Annotated in this window: 14 protein-coding genes; 8 read left to right on the top strand and 6 right to left on the bottom strand. The window is 49.0% G+C overall.

The window, feature by feature from the left end:
• Nucleotides 1-2: 2 nt before the first annotated feature.
• Entirely contained in the window at nt 3-6122 is a 6120-nt protein-coding gene (locus ICL07_RS02415) for an Ig-like domain-containing protein (protein ID WP_188086352.1), read from the bottom strand.
• 668 nt (nt 6123-6790) lie between these two features.
• On the opposite strand from ICL07_RS02415, the gene ICL07_RS02420 reads away from it, so the two are divergent.
• A complete protein-coding gene (locus tag ICL07_RS02420) occupies nt 6791-8545 on the top strand; it encodes a hybrid sensor histidine kinase/response regulator (protein WP_188086353.1) in 1755 nt (584 codons plus the stop codon).
• A gap of 71 nt (nt 8546-8616) precedes the next feature.
• Nucleotides 8617-9600 (top strand): terpene synthase family protein, encoded by a 984-nt coding sequence (locus tag ICL07_RS02425; RefSeq protein WP_188086354.1) that lies wholly within the window; start codon nt 8617-8619, stop codon nt 9598-9600.
• Here ICL07_RS02425 and ICL07_RS02430 read toward each other — a convergent pair.
• Nucleotides 9586-10746, bottom strand: a complete 1161-nt coding sequence (locus ICL07_RS02430) for a cytochrome P450 (RefSeq protein WP_188086355.1) — start codon at nt 10744-10746, stop codon at nt 9586-9588. The genes ICL07_RS02425 and ICL07_RS02430 overlap by 15 nt on opposite strands.
• 212 nt (nt 10747-10958) lie before the next feature.
• On the opposite strand from ICL07_RS02430, the gene ICL07_RS02435 reads away from it, so the two are divergent.
• Nucleotides 10959-12755: a hybrid sensor histidine kinase/response regulator gene (locus ICL07_RS02435; protein WP_188086356.1), complete on the top strand. Its 1797-nt coding sequence runs from the start codon at nt 10959-10961 to the stop codon at nt 12753-12755.
• 2 nt (nt 12756-12757) lie between these two features.
• On the opposite strand, the gene ICL07_RS02440 is transcribed toward ICL07_RS02435, so the two are convergent.
• From ICL07_RS02440 to ICL07_RS02455, 4 genes are all read right to left on the bottom strand, one after another.
• Nucleotides 12758-13705, bottom strand: a complete 948-nt coding sequence (locus ICL07_RS02440) for a terpene synthase family protein (protein WP_188086357.1) — start codon at nt 13703-13705, stop codon at nt 12758-12760.
• A gap of 406 nt (nt 13706-14111) precedes the next feature.
• A complete protein-coding gene (locus tag ICL07_RS02445) occupies nt 14112-14261 on the bottom strand; it encodes a hypothetical protein (RefSeq protein ID WP_188086358.1) in 150 nt (49 codons plus the stop codon).
• A gap of 295 nt (nt 14262-14556) precedes the next feature.
• Nucleotides 14557-15318, bottom strand: coding sequence for a LytR/AlgR family response regulator transcription factor (locus tag ICL07_RS02450; protein WP_188086359.1), 762 nt, complete (start codon nt 15316-15318; stop codon nt 14557-14559).
• The gene (locus ICL07_RS02455; protein ID WP_246484961.1) at nt 15299-16339 is read right to left on the bottom strand and encodes a sensor histidine kinase; all 1041 of its coding nucleotides are present in this window, start codon (nt 16337-16339) and stop codon (nt 15299-15301) included. Before ICL07_RS02455 ends, ICL07_RS02450 begins: the two co-directional genes overlap by 20 nt.
• 275 nt (nt 16340-16614) lie before the next feature.
• Here ICL07_RS02455 and ICL07_RS02460 point away from each other — a divergent pair, with 275 nt between their 5' ends.
• The 5 genes from ICL07_RS02460 to ICL07_RS02480 all read left to right on the top strand — a co-directional run bounded on the left by ICL07_RS02460 (nt 16615) and on the right by ICL07_RS02480 (nt 20487).
• Nucleotides 16615-17046, top strand: coding sequence for an organic hydroperoxide resistance protein (locus ICL07_RS02460; protein ID WP_188086360.1), 432 nt, complete (start codon nt 16615-16617; stop codon nt 17044-17046).
• A gap of 39 nt (nt 17047-17085) precedes the next feature.
• Nucleotides 17086-17859: a DUF1223 domain-containing protein gene (locus tag ICL07_RS02465; protein WP_188086361.1), complete on the top strand. Its 774-nt coding sequence runs from the start codon at nt 17086-17088 to the stop codon at nt 17857-17859.
• A 17-nt stretch (nt 17860-17876) separates the two neighbouring features.
• Complete coding sequence (locus tag ICL07_RS02470) at nt 17877-18827, top strand: heme-binding domain-containing protein (RefSeq protein WP_188086362.1); 951 nt, start codon at nt 17877-17879, stop codon at nt 18825-18827.
• Nucleotides 18824-19252, top strand: a complete 429-nt coding sequence (locus ICL07_RS02475; protein WP_188086363.1) for a hypothetical protein — start codon at nt 18824-18826, stop codon at nt 19250-19252. Before ICL07_RS02470 ends, ICL07_RS02475 begins: the two co-directional genes overlap by 4 nt.
• An 89-nt stretch (nt 19253-19341) precedes the next feature.
• Nucleotides 19342-20487 carry a hypothetical protein gene (locus ICL07_RS02480; protein ID WP_188086364.1) on the top strand — a complete coding sequence of 382 codons (1146 nt, stop codon included), beginning with the start codon at nt 19342-19344 and terminating at the stop codon, nt 20485-20487.
• Nucleotides 20488-20506: the final 19 nt, after the last annotated feature.

The raw sequence follows: 20506 nt of genomic DNA on the forward strand, positions 1-20506 counted from the left end.
GGTTATTGATCGGCCCGGATAATGGTGATGAATCCTTTCCATACACGGGTGCTGCCATTGACGGTGAGCACATAATAATAGGTACCTTCTGCCAGCGGATGGCCATTCAGCGTGCCATCCCAGTCATTGCTGTAGTTACGGCGCTGGTATACTATTCTGCCGGAACGGTCAAATATTTTCACCTCGTTGTCCGGGTAGCTGTCCAGGTTGCGGATCACCCAGCGGTCGTTGATACCGTCACCGTTAGGTGTGAGCATATTGGTAGCATCCAGCTTATAGTCTGTTGTTGCCGCGATCGTGATGGCAGCGCTGGCGCTGCAACCTGCAGCGTTGGTACCGGTTACGGTATAGGTAGCATTGTCCTGTGGTCTTACGCGGAGAGAAGCCTGTTGCAGCTCTCCGGTCACGCCGGCAGCGGGTGCCCAGCTATACGCTATGGCGCCTTCGGCCGTCAGCGTCACCAGGTCGCCTTTGGAAACCGCATTGCCTTTATCGCTGCTGATAGTAATCAACGGCAGCGGATTGACCGTGAGATAGAAGGTTTGACTGAAGCTGTCTTTACCACCATTGTCGGTGCCGCCATCGTCCTGCAGGGTAACGGTGATAGCCGCCGTACCGCTGCTAACGCCGGGTTTCAGCTGATAACGGACAGTGTTGGTGGCCACATCAGCGGTGAGTACATCGAAGTAAGGCTGGTTAGCGGTTACCTTGATAGTATAGTGCTGATCCGCCTCTACCGGTGATACACCGGTGAGCTGTATCTTTTGCGGAGCGGTGGTGGCGCAAAGCTGTACATCGGCCACGGGGTTCATTACCGGTGGTTTGTTGACGAATGAAACCAGCACTTTCACACTAACGGTAGCGGCTACACTGGTATTAAGTCCGTCGCTGACGGTTACACGCAGCGCAATGGTTTTACCGGCGAGGGTCCGTAGCAGGGCGTTGTCTTTTACTGTCACACGACCGTTGGCATCGAGCGATAAGGCGCCGCCGGAGCCGTCTGTCACCAGTTTCCAGTCCTGTATAACGCCCGAAGCGTCTGTAGCAGTCATCTGCCCGGCAAGGGCGCCCGCCGGACTGTTATCGTATACTTCGATTGCCTGTTGAGCGATCACCGGTGCGGTGGCATCAGACACCACACTGATGCTGTTGGAAACCTGGTTACCGTTACCTGCTTTATCGAATGCGGCGCCTGCCGGCAGCTGTACGGTTACACTGCCGTCGGCAACAGGTGTGATCAGCGTATTATAATGAACGTTATCTGTTGTTTGTAATGGTCCGGCAGTACCGTTATTTACCTGTAACGCGGTAGCAGAGAAGTTTTTCATCTCTTCATTGAAGGTCAGCTGTACCATAAACGAGGTATTGGTACGTGCCGGGCTGGCAGTAGCCAGTATTACCGTAGGCGGCGTCATATCCGCCTGGAGGGTGATAACATTGGAGGCTTTGTTGCCATTACCGGCGTTGTTCATTGCCTTGCCGGCAGACAGGGATATACTGATGGTACCTTCCGTTGTTGGGGTAATCAATACCGTATAGGTAGTATTGTCCGCCGTTTGCAGGCTACCGGCATTACCACCGGTGACCACAAAATCACTGGCTGTCAACCCGGTTACCTTTTCAGAAAATATAGCCGTTACCGTGAAGGCCCCCATTACCGGCGATGAAGCACTGGTACTGAGTGTGACGGCAGGCTCCTGCCCGGACACCTTAATTCCGGCAGTAGCAGGAACACCATTTAACGTCAGTCTGGCATCGTTCTCTGCCTGGTCGATGATCGTACCGCCATCCAGGTTGATAGGGTTTGTCAGCCCAATGCCACCAGGGGCCATATCTCCGGGTTGTACCGTATAGGAGAACGTTAAATCAGCCATGCCGGAACCACCCGCATAAACGGCTTTTACCTGGGCTGTTCCCAGCGTCACCGGCAGAAAGGGGGTACCGGATACACGGACATTCTCATTGAAATTCAGTTTAAACGTCAGCACATCCCCGATTTTATAGTTGCCCGGCGCCGGTGCAGTTACGCCCATCACGAATGGCCTGGTGCCATCATAAAAATAAGGCAGGGGGTCAGCAGCCTTGTTGCCGGTACCGGCATTGTTTATGGCTGCACCTGCGGACACCACCACATTCCCTATGCCATCAGTTCCCGGGGTAATGGTGGCCGTGTAAGTCCTGTCATCCACTTTTACCAGGTTGCTGGCTGAACCGGTGCTTACGACGATCTTATTAAGATCGAGGTTATCAACAGGCTCGGTAAAGGAGATCGTTACCTCAAAGGCTTTATTCGTCAGGTAAACCGGGGCGGACAATGTTACTTCCGGCGTACCGGTATTAACGATGATTCCTGTAGTGGATGGAATGTTATGGAGTGTGAGATCAGCTGCGTTGCCGGCGGCATCTTTGATAGTACTGCCATTCAGCTGGATAGGACCAGACAGCTGGATACCGTTGGGCGCCATCTCACCGGGTTGCACCTCGTAGGTGAAAGACAGGGTATTTCCACCTATTACCCCCTGGTAGGTTGCCTGTACGGCTTTACTGCCGATGGTAACCGGCAGTGTAGGTGTCCCGGTTACCACGACCGGTTCGTTGAAGCTAACCTTGAAATTCAGTTGCTGCCCAATTGCGTAAGCTTTGGAACCAGGCACCACCACCGATGTTGTCTGTGGCGGGTTGGTATCGTATATCAGGCTTAATATATTAGACGCATTGTTACCATTACCGATAGCGTTCGTCACCTTACCGGCCGGCAGGGATATACTGACGGTGCCGTCCGTAACCGGGGTTACCAAAACGGTAAAGGTGATATTATCTGTGGTTTGCGGCGTACTGATGTTACCGTTAGTCACGCTAAAATCAGCAGCAGACAATGTACTTACCTTTTCGGAAAACTCAGCGGTGACGGTAAAGGCGCTACCCACCGGCGATACAGCACTGGTACGAAGTGTAACGGTCGCACCCCTGGTATCCACTTTTACACCGGTAGTACTGGCCACATTATTCAATGCCAGCAGCGCGGCGTTACCCACTTCATCTTTTATGGCGCCACCATTCAGGTTGATACGGGGGCCTACTGTCACGCCATCCAGGTCAATATCACCATCCTGCACCGTGTAAACGAAAACCAGTGTTTTGTCGTTCGTGCTGCTGGTATAGTTCGCCTGTACTGTTTTTGCACCTATCGTCAGATCAAAGGAAGGCGTACCGGTAACGGTTACCGGTTCAGAAAAAATAACACTGAAAGCCAGTTCTTTTCCAATGCCATAGATTTTATTGACAGGCGCCGTCACACTGCTCACCGCCGGCGGTGTAACATCTACGGTAAAGTTTAATGTATTGGACACCTGGTTACCATTACCGGTACGGGCACTTTTCGCAGCGCCGGCAGGCATATAAACGGTGCATGCCCCATCCAGGACGCCGGGAGTAACCAGGAAGGTATAGGTGATGTTGTCTGATGTTGCCAGGTTACTAAGGCTGACGTTTCCGCTTACCACCATGCTACTAAGGAGGAGTCCTGTCACCTTTTCACCGAAGGTGGCCGTTACCGTAAAAGCGTTATTCACTTTCACGGGGCCGCTCATGGAAAGCGTTACGGTTGGCAATTGAGTATTCACTAAAACACCGGTCGTACTTCCTATATTCTTTAACGTTATATCGGCAATATTCCCTGCCAGATCGCGGATGGTTGCGTTATTGAGATTCATCGTCCCTATGCTGATACCGTCATTGTCATCGTCGCCGCTGGCTACTTTATACCCGAAACGTAAAGTGGTGGGTGAAACGGTGGACTGATAAACAGCTTGTTTTATCTGCGAACCAACGGTTACATTAATATAAGGAATACCCGCAGTCGTGTTAAGTGCCACCGCTTCATTAAAAACAACATCAAACAGGAGATCGCTGTTGGCATTGTAATAACCATTCGCAGGAACGTCCACCCGGAGTACCTGCGGCGCCGTTATATCTGCCGTACGGTAAAACGGACCGGAAACACTATTGGGGGTGTTCGCCACGTTCTTTACCGCATTGGTTGGAACAGATATATTGATTCCTCCGTCTTTAGTGGGGGTTACCAGTACTTTATAGTGCTGCGCATCCGTCTTTACAAAATTGCTGAGCGTGGCGCCGCCCACCAGTATCTGTTCCACGAGCAGTTCAGTTACATCTTCGCTAAACGCTATATCCACGGTAAATGGCCCGTTTACGGTTGCCGGCGCAGCGGAAGTAAGCGTCACCGCAGGTATCGCCGTGTGTACCTTGATGCCACCAGTAGCGGGCATATTGTCCAGGGTTAGTTGGGCTCTCTGGTTACCGGGGTCCAGGATATTTCCATTATTCAACTCGATGGCGGAGCCTGGTACGATACCATCCATCGCTTCGTCTCCCAGCCGTACAGTATAACTAAATACCAGTGTATTGGTACCGGTGCCGGCCGTGTAAAAGGCGTTCTGGGTGATGTTACCGATCGTTATGGGTATCAAAGGGATATTGGGTGGTATGGCGTTTACGGTCACCGGCGATGAATAGGTAACGGTAAAATTCAGGGAGCTGCCGGCTACATAGTAGTTGTTACCGGGTACACCTATACTGGTGATGGCCGTTATGACCGACCATTGGTACTGCGCTGTTTTCGTATTGCCCGCCCCGTCTTTGGCGGTTACTTCAAAAGTATGCTGGCCCATAGAAAGGCCTGTCAGCTGGCATTTACCGTCGGAGGCAAGCGTTACCGGGGCGCCATCCAGTGTAGCCGTTACCGTACTACCCGTTTCGTTGACGCTAACTTCAAAAGCGGCGGTGGTACTGGTCGTTGTGAGTGCCGGTTTGGTAACCCATGTTATCACAGGCGCCGTTTTATCGATCGTATATACCTGTGCGTTAAAACCCGGATTGTTAACCGGGTTCGGCCTTCCGCCGGACATCGACAGGGCGAGTGTGCCATCTCCGGTACCGGTATTCACTTCTACATAGAAATAATTGTAGTTACTGAAATCACGGGTAACTTTGGTGATGGCTGCGCCGGTAATACCTCCGGTAGTAATGAGTGAGAAGGCATCGATCGCCGGCATATCCACCCTGGTTTCATTGAAGCCGACTTTATAATTTACTGTCTGCGCATTGGTCAGCGTCGGATTCTGTGCCGACATTTCCTTGATCGTTATCGGCGACGCCGTCAGCAGAGATACCCCGGCGGGAAATTGTTGGTTAAAATAAACTTTGGAGCCATTTCCGTTGACCGTCAACCCAAGGGTATACATATCCCAGGTATTCGATTTCGTCATGCCATAAATCCAATCCACGGATGTATTGTTCCCAAACGTGAATTTGCGTATCGAGGAATTTGTCGTGCTGCCCGCCATATTTACCTCCATAGCATATAGTGAACCGTAGTCGTCACACGCCAGCGCGGTGAAGTTTCCGTTTATAATCGTTGAAATGGTCCCGTTCTTCCACTGTTTGAGATACGATTGTCCCATTGTGTTGGGGCCTGTGTTGTAATAAATCGTATTATCCTTGTCCACCGCCAGTCCCCAGGGATAAATTCCCTCCGACTGGTTCTCCAGATTATTGACCAAAGTCTGACCAGCGGCACCGGACAAATCGTTTGCCGGGTAGCGCATGAGTTTGGCTTTACCCGCCATCATGTCAAACTCCATCGTCAACAGGTTATCCTGCTGATCAAAGGCCAGGGAAAGGTATTGCTCTCCATTTCTGATGCGGACTGCACTGCCGTAACTGGTACCGTCAAAAGGTATTTTCAGTATTTCTCCGTTGACATCACTTTGCGTGGAGGTTACAAAAACATCTCCCGTGGAATTTACCGCGAGCCCCCAGGGATAAAGATCGTACCCGGACAATTGGCGTTGCGGGCTTACATAGATGATAGTAGCCATATTTGCATTACCGCCAGGGTATTTCCAGACTAAAAATTTCTGTCCGCTGTCGTTATAGGAAACCATATAAATATTATTGTTCCGGTCACGGGTAAGTGCGGTGGCGCCGGTTATGGAGTAAAAAGAAGATTCCGTGAATTGGGCAGCTGCCGGCAAAGCGGTCAATAGCAGACACCACAACACATAACACCATCCATAGCGGATCATAGCAGGGATATTCATACAAATCAGTGAATTAACGGGAAACAGGTATCTATTCACAGCGTTATTGCTGTCACCTGTTCCTCCGGAGAATTTTTTAAGGAAACAATTAAACAGTTACAGTGTACTTACCTCAATGGCTATACGATGTTATTACAGACGGTGGCGAAAGAGGTACATGGTGCATGAGGCCCAGGTGGTAGCAGTGGGCATTGTTTTCAGGTACAAGGCAGATGACAATGCAGCAGGCATGTCGGCTTCGAATTTGGTTCATACTATCGGACGCGATTTAATTGGGTTGCGCTGGAATGGACAAAAGGGGTTGCAGCTGATCAATGGAGATATGGGTTAAAATTATTGCGCGCAAAGATATTTAAAATTTCGACATATACAGTTACATTTTAAGGGAAGCGATGCCGGCATTTCTATCAGCCATCAGGTAAAACCGGCTCCCCGTCGGACATCTCCCCCAAAACTTATCCTGTAAACGATTATCTTCTCTCTAAATAAATAACATAAGATAATTTTATCAATTTTGTACCTTTAAGCCAAGACTTACTACAACGATGTACGACTGTCAGAAAACCAGGTGTCAGATAGCATACTGATATCCTGCTAAGTATAGGCATCTTTGCAATGAAGACCCTCAACGGAAAATTTTGTCCTGGCAAAAACCCACAACGAATTGTATGCGTAGATTCTGGCGCCTGCTGAAAACTCTTCCATTCCTTGGTACGGATGGTGCACCACTTCCATTAAACAGCAAGCGGGTGATCATCATGCTTAATTCCCTGGCTTTACTCACCTCCTTCCTGTGTTTGCTGATATCAACCGCATTGTGGCATGCCATGCATGAAATACGTATATCCGGTGTAGGTTATGCCATGGCGCTGATTTACCTGAGTGTGCCCCTGTTCAATAAAGCCGGTAAAACCAACACCGCGCTGTTAACGATCTTTTTGCTGCAGTCCTTCAGTGCCATGTATTATGGCGCCCTGCTGGGACCAGCTATCAACATAGAAGCCCTGGCCGTTTTTCTCTGTGGCGCCGCTCTGCTGATCATCAAATCCAGGGGGTATAAATGGTCCGCCATCAGTTTCGTACTGGCGGTAACGGTAGCCCTGAAAATAATCTGGTATAGTAATCTGGTTGAACCACTGCAGCTAAGCAACAGTCATAGCCGGCTGGTGTATTTTTTTGCAGCAGGCGCCGTACTGCTCATGAATGCCCTGCTGCTCTATTTCTATGAAAGGGCGGTGAACAAAAGCAGCCGGGAACTGGAAACACTGGTAGAAGAACGGACCCTGGCACTGGACCAGGCCAACCGCTATAAAACCACCTATCTTAATTCGTTGTCGCACGACTACCGAACCCAGCTCAATCCTATCTATGGGCTGGCGCGGGAGCTGGTATTACAGGCGGAAGACGAAGGTATGCCCGGGCAGATACAGGTATCCACCGATGTGATCCGTGCCCTGTACGCCTCTTCGCGGAATATGCTGGATATGACCAATGTGGTGCTGGACACTGCCCGTATTGAGGCTGGTATTTACGACGTTCCCGAACTGGCAGCATTCTCTGTCAGGCAGTGGCTTTACCAGCAGCTGGACTGTTATCAGTACGTATCGCCGGTTCCGCTGCAACTGAAGCTGGCCGGTATCCCCGGCCGGATCGTTTCCGACGCCGCCCTGCTCACGAGGATACTCAGCAACCTGCTCACCAACGCCATCAAGTTCTCCCATGCCGGTGGCACTATTACCGTTACCGCCAGGGCCGGCGAACAACAGTTCATCCTGGAAGTCAGCGATGAAGGCAAAGGTATTCCCGCAGCTGAGCTGGAAAAAGTATTCGATTTATATATCACCGGGTCCAAGCCGGGCGAGGGCACCGGGCTGGGACTGCCTATCTCCCGGAAGATAGCCGAAACGCTGGGTGGCACGCTCACCGCTACCAGTGTAGTGGGCAGCGGCAGCACTTTCCGCCTCTGTATTCCCATGGTGGCCGATCCCAGCCAACAAACCCCATCGCAGCAACCGGCTGCGTTTGAAAAATTTGGTGGCGCTGCCGTGCTTTGTGTGGACGACGACCCTGCCAACAGGCTCCTGGCTGAGCTGCAATTAAAACGGCTGGGATGTAATGCCGCTTTTGCCGCCACTTCCGGCGAAGCGCTGGAAAAAGCCAGGGAGGTGACACCCGATGTGATCCTGCTCGATTATTATCTGCCTGAAATATCCGGTATGGCCCTGCTGGAAAAGATCCGTAAAGAAGCCCTGCTGCGTCATGTACCCGTAATTTTCATCAGTGGAAATACAAATACCGCCGACATCGCGGCTGCCAGGGCCAAAGGCGACGGCTTCCTGTCCAAGCCCATTATGCTGGAACAACTCTATCATGCGCTGCTGCCATTCCTGTCCAGCAACATCGTAATGGAAAACGAAGAGTGATAACCGTCCGCGGATAAACATTTTAATATTGCTACAGATTAGGTGTATATTATATTGTTAAAATATGTGATATGAATGCAATTATGCTCCCTCTCCTTTACTGTCCTATCGAGCCAGCGATTAATCCACACTACCAACATGCCATCGACCACACCAATGCGTGGGTAAAGAGATTTGCGCTGCATAGCGATAACAGTTACGAAAAATACCTGGACGACAACTTCGGTATGATGACCGCCAGGTTTTATCCGGAATGCGGACCGGATCAGCTAAAACTTGCCAACGATGCCAACGTACTGTTGTTTGTCATGGACGACGCCATGGACAACCAGATTGACCGCGATGAGCTGATACAGTCCCGGATGAATTTTGAAATGTTTGTGGGCGCCTGCAAACAGATTCTGGCCAACCCGCAACCGCCGGAAAGCGGTGAAACCGGTGTTATGGCTGCTTTAGCGGATGTATGGATTCGTTTTAAAGCGATGAGCAACGCCGAATGGCAACAACGTTTTGTGGACAGCCTGCATAAAATGTTTGCCGCCGGGCTATGGGAGTACGGCAACGTACAATCCGGTAACCTCCCGTCTGTAGCTGAGTTTTATAAGAGAAGGCAATATCTCGGCGCAGCACATGTGAGTACCGACATGATTGAAGTAATTGAAGAGATATCGCTGCCGGCAGACATCCTTCAGCATCCGGCTGTGATGCAGCTGGTGGTACTGGCCCGTAACCTGGTATGCTGGGCCAATGATCTGTTTTCTTTGTCGAAGGAACTGGACCATGGCGACCAGCACAACATGGTGTTGGTGATGAAAGCAGAAAGACAGCTCCCGCTGGAAGCTGCCATTCTGCAGGCAGCGGAGCTGCACGACCAGGAAATGCGCCAGTTCGAGCAGCTGTCTGCCCAGCTACCGGCTTTTGGTATCCACGACGCTGCCGTCAGGAAATATGTACGTATACTGGGCGCCATCCTCCGCGGCAATATGGATTGGAGTTACCGGGAAACCGCCCGCTATCACTTTGAATACGGCCATGTAGCCCTAGATCTTGTCTAATGCCAACGGTAAACTTTTTAAACTGTATACCAGGGCACTGATCTCTGGTTCCGGTGCGGCAGGGGTAGCCAGCCTTACCCGCGCATGACTGAAAATCGTTTCAAATGCAATGCGGGTCTCCACTCTCGCCAAAGGCGCTCCCAGGCAATAATGGATACCATGCCCGAAACTCAGCGCCTGGTTCAGGTTGGGACGGTCCATATCAAAAGCGTCCGGATGAGCGAATACCGATTCATCTTTATTAGCCGTGCTGACAGAGACATTCACCAGGTCACCTTTTTTAATGGCTGCGGAGGAAACCATCGTATCCTTCGCAGCTATTCTTGGAAATCCTTTCACCGGTGATAACACCCGCAACGCTTCCGTTACTGCCTTTGGCACATCTTCCGGATGTTTGGCCAGGTGTTCCTGTATGTCGGGCATCTGCGCAAAAATATACAAGGCGTTGGCCAGGGAACTTTTAGTGGTTTCATATCCTCCCAGGAAAATGGCGACACACATGGCAATCACGTCCATCGTTTCCAGGCGGCTGCCTTCCACTTCTGAAAAAATCAGCTGGGAAATCAGGTCGGCTTCCGGTTGTGCCGTACGTTGTTTGATCAGCTCCGAGAAAAAGATGCTCATCTCCTGCATAGACCGGCCAAAGATCTCCACACCAATCACCCGCGGATCTCCGGCAACGGCGATGATCCATTGTTTTACCTGTTCAACATTTGCATCCGGCACCCCTAACAACCGGGAAATTACACGGTGCGGTAGTTGTAATGCGAAATCGCGTACAAACTCGATAGACCCCGAGGCCAGGTGTGGCTGCAATAACTCCTCGCACTGCCGCCGGATCCATCCTTCAGATTCTGCAATGATGGCAGGCGAAAAGGCCTTGGTGGCTAATGCCCGCAGGTGCTTGTGTTTAGGAGGATCGGTAACATTCAGGTTACGGGTGAATACGTTGTCATCAGTTTTGGGAATGTACTCACTGGAGAAAGTGGCATAATCGCTCAATACAGCCACTACATCCTGATAACTGGTAATCTGCCAGGCGCCGGGAATATGATCGGAAAAATAAGGCGTGAAGTTGTTGTCAAAAAATGGTTGGGCAGCCTGCATACGTGGATGCAAGGGATGTTGGCTCAAAGGCGTTTTCATGTTTGATAGTGGATTAGAAAATATGGAACAATCACTTTTGCGGGTAATTTACATTAGAAATCCGATAATTTTATTTATCTTACCCACAAAAGATCGCACCCTGATTACTGAACCCAAAACTGAAGCTAAGTCCTTTGAAAAACACCTACTTTTACGTGCAGCAAGGAGCTAGTTCAGCCTGTTCTTATTAAGGCCCTCAATATATCCAAAACATGAAACCAGAACATATTACAATGGCGGATGTAACCCGGCAAATGTTGTTAAAACCAATGGCAATAAGTGTTGACGGTGACGAGAGAGAAGTGGAAAAACGATCCACCAGCCAATTAAATGTAATGGCGCTCGTTTTGTTTTTACTGGTTGTTGGCGTTGGAGGATATTTCTACTCGCTTAAGCGTAGTTTGTTTTTTCTGGGGGTTCCTGTGGAAGCCCTTTGTTTTTTGGGAGTGATTTTCCTGAATAACAGGAAACAGTTTTTCAATGCCAATCTACTGATGCTGATTACGAATGTAATTTTCATTGGTTACTGGTCTACAATATTAGGCGAAGGTATTTCTATAGAGATGTTATTGGTGTTTATGACGGTCATAACATTTCATTTAACATCGTCTTTCGTACTGTATAAAAAAACGAAGATCCTCCTCTATGGGATAATAGGATGTGGCCTGATGGTCATCTATATTATCCTGAATTCTTACCTGCGATTTATCACCCCGCTGGAACTCAGCAAAAGCGTAACGGCTGTTATGCGCTGGGCTACGAGTATTGCGCTGCTAGTTTTTATTTTAGGTGTTTTAACTTCTTATGCCACTCAAATAAATGGCTTATTGATCGAATCCCGCCGACTGCAGATGGCATCGGAAAGGAAGACAGCCTATCTTTCTGAAGTATTTCATGAAGTAAGAACCCCCTTAAATGTGGTATACAGCATCGCTCAGGTGTTTCTGTTAAAGAAAGACAAGCTGTCCACTATGGAAGATGATTCATGTGAAGAATACCAATTGCCCAACGGCGCCGAAATGGCAGATCAGCTATACACTTCCACGGCGCTTACCCGCAACATCATTAATCATGTGCTGGAAATTGCCAAAATCGAAAGCGGGAAGTTCATCGAAATCAATAAAGAAGATTTTTCCCTGTTTGGCCTGGTCAATTCTACTATCGCCGCCCACTCCTATCTGGCCAGCCCTAAAGGGATCAAAATAGAACTCAGTATTGAAGATTCCCTGAAACAGGCCATCTACAGCGACCGGATGATCCTCACCAAGATCTTCAACAACCTGTTATCAAATAGCATTAAATATTCCACCAACAATACCGTGGTACGGGTAACCCTGAAGAAGACCGGTGAATGGTGGACACTTGAAATAACTAATACCGGTAAAATTGATCCAAAGATTGCCCGTGCTGTGTTTGAACGTTTCGTAGGCAAGAGTGAAGGCGACTCCAGCAGTGGGCTGGGACTGGCCATTACCAAACACCTGGTAGAGGTACTGGGTGGGGAAATATCCATTGTACCCACACCTGATCCGGAGTTGACGACCCTCTTTGTAAAATTGCCCTACGAAGCCGGGGTAAAACCGGTCATCCAGCTAAATAAAGTGGCAGACGGGAAAAACATTTTCTGGAAATCTAAAGTACTGCTGTTTGAAGATGATCAAATGGGAGCCGGATGGGTAATGCGTTTCCTAAAAAAATGGGGGATCGATGCCAAACTTTTTAGAGATGAAAATGAAGATAGTGCTATTACAAGTATTGAAGCAGAAAGCCCCAACCTGGTCATTGCAGATTTAAATATGCCTGGACTATCAGGGGAGATGCTTTTAAAGAGAATGAAACAACATCCCACTTTAAAAAGCATCCCCGTTTTAATTGTTAGTGCCAGCGAGTCATTTACGGAAAGTCATGCTATAGCGCTCGGTGCGGCCGGATTCTTAAAAAAGCCAATCGATTTTGGTGAATTGTGTTTGGCACTGGCTAAACATTTGCCCTATCGGGCAATCATGTAATCTCAACTGTAACGTCCCGTATCGAGTACCGCCCAATCATCATACCCCCTTACTATCTGATATAAACCTGCTATATATACCGCCAGGTCTTTATTGATACTTTCTCCGAAATCAGGAAGTACAGCGCGGGTTTTCTCAAATATCTCCAAATGCCGTGTATGCTCATCGGTCACAAAACTAACGGCATCATCGAGCGTAAGGTTGTTTTCCCGCTTTGAAATCAGAATCAGATTAAATCCGGCTTCTTCCAGCGCTGCCTCCCGACCAATAGAATGCAGGTCATTGGACAAACAGCCCAACAAATTTAACTCCAACTCAAGGCTCTTAACTACCGGATGCGTATATACGCGTTTGGGAATTCTGAGTCCCGAAAACATGGCAACCAAAGGAAACATAATGTAGAATCCTGTAAAAGGCCGTTCACGATAGTAATCTTCAATACTCATCTGATGTTGCAGGAGCTGCATTTTAGTCTCCAGTTTACACTCCCTCAGATAGTCCGCCACATGGGTGCAGAACTGCCAGTAAAGAAAAGGCCTGTCGTGGCTGATAACCTGAAACTTGTTAAGTATATTGACCAATGCCAACTCCAGATGTCCATTGCCTTCGTAAAACTTCCCTTCCAGAATATCGATGAGTACATCCAATTGGGTGGTCATTTCCCACGCCAGCGCTTTATTTTCCGATCCCCTGTCACAGCTGTCATCTACGGTAAAGAGCCATGTCAGCAACTCTCCGGCTAATGTTATGTGCTCCAGGCTGGCAAAAGGATATTCGCGGGCTGCCTGCAATCCAAAGCGGGCATGATTATACCATTTCAAAGGCTTGTAAACGGGAGATAAATTAAACTCCTGTGCCCAGTTAACGGTATTTGTTTGAACGGTGGCACTAAAGTCACTGATTTTAACGTCACCAGGGATGGTGATCATTGCATACTGTCGATTTAACATAACAATTTGAATTTAAAAGTGAAGAGAAAGATAAAAGCATTCTATAGTATAGATCTTACCAATCGCTAAGGGCTAAGCTGATGGTGTCTGGTTATTTTAAAGTGATGAGTATCGTTGCCTTATATCGTTATAATCATACATTCTCTAAATTGGTCAGTACTGCCGCCGTCAAACAGCAAAAAAGCCCAAAGTAATGGAATACCCGGGCTAAACATACATCATCAAAAACGTTAACCTAAAATTACGAAGGTCCCTGCCTGTTGCTGTGACAGTTTGTTGCTATAGTTGACAAAGCAGGGATTTCCATTGCCGGCGCAAGGTAAAACGCCGGCCGGCTGTCCTTCACAGGCAAAATTACTTGCTGGCTATTTCTCTTATCATTCGTTTGCTAGTTGTTTTCAGTGCTTCAACATACATCCTCTTCCAGGTGCAGACGGTATCGCTTATTATAGTCTACCCCCTTTACCAGTTGGCCCTGCCCATTAAACTCGTACCAGCGACTAAACAATACGGAATCAAATTTTTCGAAGTCTTTTGCTACAACAGGAGGGTTCATGGTATAGCCTTTTGGCGGTATGGGCCGGGCTGTCGCATATGTAGCATACATCGTTTTTGTCGTTAGCAAAAGTAGCGGCTGCCGGTCCATACAAAAGGGTTTTATGCCTAAGGGGGTAATAGAAAATAATACGTATAAATGAATTTACACTAAAATCCAGTCATGGACAAGATATAGTTTTGAGAACGGTGGAAGAAAGGTAGCTCCGGCAGCCAGGGACATATAAAGACCCTCAGGGTGACGAATTCGCGTACCCTTTCATGCTTTTTGCGACAGATACCAGCTATAAAGCAGCCTATCTTTCCTCCAGCCATTGTAAAAACAAGGCTGTCTTCTCCTTCCCTATCAGCAATTTCTCCGGGGTAGCCACCTGTAAACTCACCAGTAACTTCCGGGCAAAATAGTGCTCCACCTCCCGGATGGCGGTAAAATTGATCAGGTATTGGCGGTTTAAGCGATAGAACTGCCGGGCCGACAACTGGTTTTGTACCTGGTCCAGCGATTGGTTAATGATATACTCTTCTCCCTTAAAAGTAACGATAGCCGGGGAAGTGTATTTAATATAGATATAGGCTATCTGATCGGTGGGCACCGTCAGGTATTTGTTGTTTTTAAATACCAGGAAACTCTTCTTACCTTCATCTACACTGATTTTCCGGATCAGGTCTTCTAATCCGTTGCCGGTATGCTGCTGAAAGAAATTCCGGAACCCCTCTACCTTTTCAAAGGCGGCCCGGAGATCATCTTCAGAGAAAGGCTTCAGCAGATAGTCCACCCCGTTGGCTTTGATGGCCTCCAGCGCGTATTCCCCATAAGCCGTACAGAAAATAACCGGGCAGGTGATCTTCACCGACTTAAAAATGTCAAAACAAAGTCCGTCCGATAACTGAATATCCATGAAAATCAATTCCGGCATGCCGTTATCAGATAAATAGCTGATCGCCGCTTCCACACTTTGTAACTTAGCCTTTACGCTCACCGAAGGGCGCAACTTTGTGATCAGGTTCTCCAGCGACCTGGCAGCTTTTATTTCATCTTCAATGATCAGCGCGTTCATATATAACCGGTAATTTAATCGTAAACTTTTCAGCGGTAACGTCAATGACTATATCTTTTTCCAACAAATGCTGATATCGCTGGTTGATATTCTCCAAACCTATTCCAGTGGAGGATTCCGGCACCCTTTTTAGTTGGATATTGTTCTCCACCACAATCGCTGTCCCGTTGGAATAAAGATCGATAAATAATGGTTTATCCAGCGAAACAATATTGTGTTTGATACAGTTTTCAACCAGCAGCTGCAGCGTAAAAGGGGGTATCCTGGAGGAATACACTTCTGCCGCTATGTCTATTTTTAGTTCGATACCATTTTCAAACCGGGCTTTTAATAAATACATATAGGCACCGAGTATTTCCAGTTCTTCCGAAAGCGGTATCAGCTGCAGCTTCCGGCTTTCCAGCGTATAGCGGTAAAAATCCGACAACTTCAGAATAAAGTCGATGGCCTGCCGGTCATTACTTTCCACCATGTACTTCAGCGTATTCAGGCTATTGAACAGGAAATGCGGATTGACCTGCTGTTTCAGCAGTTCATACTGTGCCCACAGGTTAGCAGAGGTAGTACGCTCCAGTTCCAGCGACACCTGCTGGTTAAGATATCCCTGGTACAACAGGTGTATGAACAGGTAGAAGGTCAGGTTGATCAATATACCCCTTACTTCAAACATCAGCATCACCGGCCCGAAGTTCAGATGAGACAACAGATACTGCTGGATACACGATAGCAGGAACATCAGCACCAGGCCCACGGCCAGGTTCCGCAGCAACCGCTTAGTTCCAAAACCGCTACCCCCACGCTTCGCGGTATATGCCGGTAACGTATATACGTTGTAGTACCATATCAGCAGGGAAAAGGAAGCTGTTACCCCGGCATCCACCAGCGCTTCATACAATACAAAATGATGGTCGGCTATTTTGGGTATAGCCGTCAATATCCCCAGGGAAAGGGAACTTAACCATATCATCCGGTTGGATATCTTAAACGCCGGCGGCTGTTGCATCGCGGTTGTTTTATTCATTCGCAAAGGTATATATACTGGCGGGAAAGCCGCTGTTCCGATGGCCCGGCCGGACATTTCCGCCCCTGAACCGGGCAATAATGCTGCCGACGTGGACAAGACCGCTACCATAGCCGTTTAACATGCACTCCCCATCAAGGTCCGAATTGTCTGTTTCAACTGCCGGGATGCCGGATTCAGCATGTTTCTCCTATGCCCTTCCTGCCGTTTGTGTTCTATTTGTACTGTAATCGTTGCCCACAGGACAACAAAATATCAATAAAAAACCTAAAACAATGAACAGCCACACTTCCACCACTATCGAAAAAGTATTATATACCGCTAAAACCCGCACCACCGGCGGCCGGGAAGGCAAAGCCCAAAGCAACGACGGTAAACTCGATATTTTACTCTCCCCTCCCGGTACCAGCGGCGCCGGCACCAATCCCGAACAACTTTTCGCCGCCGGATGGTCCGCCTGTTATATCGGCGCATTGGGACTGGCAGCCAAAACCCTGGGAACAGCTTTGCCGAAGGACACCCTGGTAGATGCGGAAGTGGACCTCGGCATGACCGACGGCGCCTTTTTCCTGCAAGCCCGCCTCCAGGTGCAGCTGCCGGGCATCGCCCCCGAACTGGCGCAACAGCTGGTAGACCTGGCCCATCAAACCTGCCCTTATTCCAAGGCCGTCCATGGGAACATCGCTGTCACTACCCATCTTATATAATACCCGGAGGGCGCAAGCCCTCCGCTTAAAACAATCATCATGAAACCGCTTAAAGAACTCGCCTGCTATATCAGCCTCCCACTCGCCCTGGCCGCCAGCGTAGCTTTTAAAACCATTAACACCCAACATACGCTGAAAGCTATTCAACAGGATAACCCTGCCCCCGGCTTTGCCGTGGTGGAACTCTTTACCTCCGAAGGATGCTCCAGTTGCCCGCCGGCAGATGAAATCATCGCTCAACTCCAACAGAGCGCCGGCAAACAGCTTTACATCATGGCTTTTCATGTGGACTACTGGGACCATCAGGGCTGGAAAGACCGCTTCAGTCAACACACCTTCAGCGAACGGCAACAACAATACTCCCGCTGGTTAAGGCTTCCCAACATCTACACGCCGCAACTGATCGTTAACGGCACCACCCAAATGATCGGCTCGGATGAAGGGGCCGTATTCGGTTCCATTCAAAACGCCCTGCAAACCGCTACCACTACTCCTTTGTCTTTAAAAGCCGAACAACACGCCCGTGAAATAACGGTATCCTGGTCCGGTGGCGCTGCCCCTAAAAAAGCGCAGATGCTGATGGCCCTGGTGCAGAAAAGTGCCGGTTCACGGGTAGTAGCGGGGGAAAATGCCGGCAGACAGCTGTCCCATGTACAGATCGTCCGTCAGCTGCAACAGCAGGAGATGAAAGAACAGGGCGCCCTGTCCCTGAAACTGCCGGACGATTTTCAGAAAAATGACTGGGAAATCATCGCCTTTGTACAGGAGAAAACCAGCGGCAAAGTGATTCAGGCATCTAAAGTAGTATGGTAACCTAAACATCCACCCACATGAAAAGAAAACGCATTTATATAGTACCCGCTGCGCTGGTAGCCGTATTGCTGGTGCTGCAGCTGTTTACCCAACCCATCGCCTCTAAACCGGTCACCGGCCATATGGAAGGAGTGCCCGAAGAAGTACTGGCCATCCTGCAGAGGTCCTGCTATAACTGCCATTCCAACGAGCAGCATTTAAGCTGGTTCGATAAACTGGCGCCCGCCGCCTGGGCCGTCAAAAAAGATGTAGAACGCGCCCGGGAAGTGATGAACTTCTCCGAATGGAATAAACTCTCCCCTGCCGATCATACCGGTAAAATGTATGCTATATTGAATATGCTGCAAGCCGGCAAAATGCCGTTGCCTGAGTATCTGCTGCTGCATCCGGAGGCTAAAATCTCCGATCGTGATATTGCGGTAGTGAAAAAATATACGCTGTCCCTTTCGGGAGAAGATACCGGTCATCATGATGCGCAGCCGGTAACCGGCGGCCCCAGGCCCACCGCGCCCGTATCTCCCAATGGCGTTCAATACACGGATGCATTTAAACAATGGCCTGTCATCAGTATGAGTACCCTGTTCGACCATTCCATCCGGGTGATCTATGGTAATGATATCGCGGTAAAAGCCGTGCGGGAAGAAAATTTCTTTCCATGGCCTGATGGCGCCATTGTGGTGAAAGCTGTATGGAAGCAGGAAACGCAGCCTAATGGCGAGATAAGGCCCGGCGAATTTGTCAACGCGCAGTTCATGGAAAAGGACGCACAAAAATACAAAACCACCGAAGGCTGGGGTTTCGCCAAATTCAGCGGGCCGCAGTTAAAACCCACCGGCAAGGATGCTTTGTTTGCGCAACAGTCCTGCATTGGCTGTCATCGCCAGCTGTCGGCAGCTACCGGCTACCTCTTCGATGTACCCATGAAAGTAAACCCACCTTCTTTAACCGATAAAATCCTTTCCAGATGAACCGTATACTGTTGCTATTGCTGACCACCGTCTTGTTCACCGCCTGCCGGCAAAAACCCGCTTCTAACGGTAACGCCCGTATTGTATTCGATGCCGGGGGGCTCAACTTTATTGCCTCCTCCCTGCATCCCGGACAGGAAACCATGTCTGCCTTGTACGGCAACGACAGCGCCCGTCAGTCCCTGTTAAAAGGCGGCCAGCCTGCGGCCGGAAGCGTCATAAAACTGGTCACCTGGCGCTTCCATGATAACCCCCAATACACGGGGAGCAAGATAAACGGGGAGCTGCTAAGCGTGGAAAGCATTCATACCGAAGCAGCAGGCTCCATTGCCTACCAGCTGGATTTCGGCGCTTTGTCGCAGCCTGCACCGGCAACAACCAGGATACAGTATATCCTCGGCTATAAGCCGGTCAGCTTTCCTTAACACTTTCGCCCGTGGACACTTGATGTCGGAAAAAACTGTATTTTCGCCCACATGTTTAACCCATCAATCAATCCACAACATACCCGAGTATGCAAAAACTAATCACCGTATTACTGCTGGCAGCCAGCAGCAGTGCGTTTGCCCAGGACAAACTGTACCCGTTCCGTATCGATGGTAAGTTTGGTATTACGGATACTACCGGCAATGAGGTCGTAAAACCTATTCATGGACGCTGCAGGCTGCTCCCTGGCAACCATGAAATCGCGCTGTACAACTTTGACGATAAAATAAAAGATGTGATTGCGAACGCCCAAACCGGCCAGATACAGACGTTTGGCTATATCGTTCCGGAAGAGGTAACGGTCAACAAGATCTCCTATACCGCTATCGAGGATAAAGGCAAAAAATATCTCCGCAGTGAAGCAGGCAACAAAATCCTGCAACCGAAAGGAGATTATTATGATTATAAGAATGTAGGGAAATATATTGTCGCCAAATATATGCCACCTCCACCACCGGCACCACCGGCGCCTGCATATAAGGTGATTAAAGACTCCAAAGGCAATCCGATTCCGCCGCCACCATTACCACCACCACCCATGCGCAAGTTTGGAGAAGATGGTTATGCGCTCATCGCAGAGAATGACGAGACTTTTAAACCAATCATGAAAGGCGTGTTCGAAAAATACCAGGTGTTGTATAAAGCCGGGGGCAGCGAGCCTGTGGACAAACCCCTGGTGATAGAAAAAACCTACGCAATAGATCGGGACCCGGCATTTTATGTCATCATCTTTAGCAGGGAAAACACGCATAGCGTGTACGACGCCGATTTGAAGCTCGTTAAAAAATTTGAGCTAAAAAAAGCGGAGCCGGGGCAATTGACGGAAAAAGCGGAAGAGATCATGAAGGTTAGTTTATCAGAATTCAGTAATAGCGCATACGGCACACCACCGATGGCGGCCGGCCCCAGCAAATATCCTACGACCAAACCAGCAATCGTATACCCGGTTTATGAAGTAGAGAAAACCGCAGATGGCGGTAGCCGGCTGTTGTTGAAACAAAGCGAAACGGATACGAAAGTCCTGTTGGAATGCAGCAAAAAAATACACTGGGATGAAGACGACAACCTGGTAACAGTATCAGATCCTGATATTCAGTTCAATATTGATCCGCAAACCGGGAAAATATATTTACCCAAAAAATATTGGGCAACAGCCGGACTGGCCGCCAGATAACAGCTCCACCAACATTGTT

The sequence above is a fragment of the Chitinophaga qingshengii genome (genome assembly GCF_014529935.1).
GTDB classification, from domain to species: Bacteria; Bacteroidota; Bacteroidia; order Chitinophagales; family Chitinophagaceae; genus Chitinophaga; species Chitinophaga qingshengii.

Excerpts from the sequence above, each read along its gene's own strand:
- ICL07_RS02475 (WP_188086363.1), top strand. The coding sequence starts at position 18,824 with ATGAACCGTATACTGTTGCTATTGCTGACCACCGTCTTGTTCACCGCC.
- ICL07_RS02470 (WP_188086362.1), top strand. The coding sequence starts at position 17,877 with ATGAAAAGAAAACGCATTTATATAGTACCCGCTGCGCTGGTAGCCGTA.
- ICL07_RS02460 (WP_188086360.1), top strand. The coding sequence starts at position 16,615 with ATGAACAGCCACACTTCCACCACTATCGAAAAAGTATTATATACCGCT.
- ICL07_RS02435 (WP_188086356.1), top strand. The coding sequence starts at position 10,959 with ATGAAACCAGAACATATTACAATGGCGGATGTAACCCGGCAAATGTTG.
- ICL07_RS02465 (WP_188086361.1), top strand. The coding sequence starts at position 17,086 with ATGAAACCGCTTAAAGAACTCGCCTGCTATATCAGCCTCCCACTCGCC.
- ICL07_RS02480 (WP_188086364.1), top strand. The coding sequence starts at position 19,342 with ATGCAAAAACTAATCACCGTATTACTGCTGGCAGCCAGCAGCAGTGCG.
- ICL07_RS02420 (WP_188086353.1), top strand. The coding sequence starts at position 6,791 with ATGCGTAGATTCTGGCGCCTGCTGAAAACTCTTCCATTCCTTGGTACG.
- ICL07_RS02445 (WP_188086358.1), bottom strand. The coding sequence starts at position 14,261 with ATGAACCCTCCTGTTGTAGCAAAAGACTTCGAAAAATTTGATTCCGTA.
- ICL07_RS02430 (WP_188086355.1), bottom strand. The coding sequence starts at position 10,746 with ATGAAAACGCCTTTGAGCCAACATCCCTTGCATCCACGTATGCAGGCT.
- ICL07_RS02425 (WP_188086354.1), top strand. The coding sequence starts at position 8,617 with ATGAATGCAATTATGCTCCCTCTCCTTTACTGTCCTATCGAGCCAGCG.
- ICL07_RS02450 (WP_188086359.1), bottom strand. The coding sequence starts at position 15,318 with ATGAACGCGCTGATCATTGAAGATGAAATAAAAGCTGCCAGGTCGCTG.
- ICL07_RS02415 (WP_188086352.1), bottom strand. The coding sequence starts at position 6,122 with ATGAATATCCCTGCTATGATCCGCTATGGATGGTGTTATGTGTTGTGG.
- ICL07_RS02440 (WP_188086357.1), bottom strand. The coding sequence starts at position 13,705 with ATGTTAAATCGACAGTATGCAATGATCACCATCCCTGGTGACGTTAAA.
- ICL07_RS02455 (WP_246484961.1), bottom strand. The coding sequence starts at position 16,339 with ATGAATAAAACAACCGCGATGCAACAGCCGCCGGCGTTTAAGATATCC.